Origin of the sequence: Paraburkholderia sp. SIMBA_027 (genome assembly GCF_046535315.1) — a bacterium.
Lineage (GTDB): Bacteria > Pseudomonadota > Gammaproteobacteria > Burkholderiales > Burkholderiaceae > Paraburkholderia > Paraburkholderia tropica.
In genome coordinates this window covers 1-273 of the sequence record NZ_JAWRWY010000551.1, presented here as the reverse complement: position 1 = coordinate 273, position 273 = coordinate 1, and the positions used below count along the sequence as shown (strand labels likewise).

Annotated in this window: 1 protein-coding gene; it reads left to right on the top strand. The window is 59.7% G+C overall.

The features are described from left to right. The coding region (locus tag SB764_RS40215) for a dTDP-4-dehydrorhamnose 3,5-epimerase family protein (RefSeq protein WP_410866783.1) at nt 1-273 on the top strand (273 nt) is incomplete at both ends.

The following is a 273-nucleotide window of genomic DNA, read 5'->3' as shown; positions in this document are numbered from 1 at the left end:
AGACCATGCGTATCGAGACCACGACGATCGAGGGTATTCTGAAGATCACGCCGGCGCGGCATGGCGATCACCGCGGCTATTTTTCCGAGGTTTTCAAGGACGGATGGTTTCGCGAGAATGTCGCCGACATCACCTTCGTCCAGGACAACGAGTCGCTTTCGGGACAAGCAGGCACGCTGCGCGGCCTGCATTTCCAGACGCCACCCTTCGCCCAGGGAAAACTGGTGCGCTGCCTTCGGGGCGCAATTCTCGACGTCGTCGTCGATATTCGCC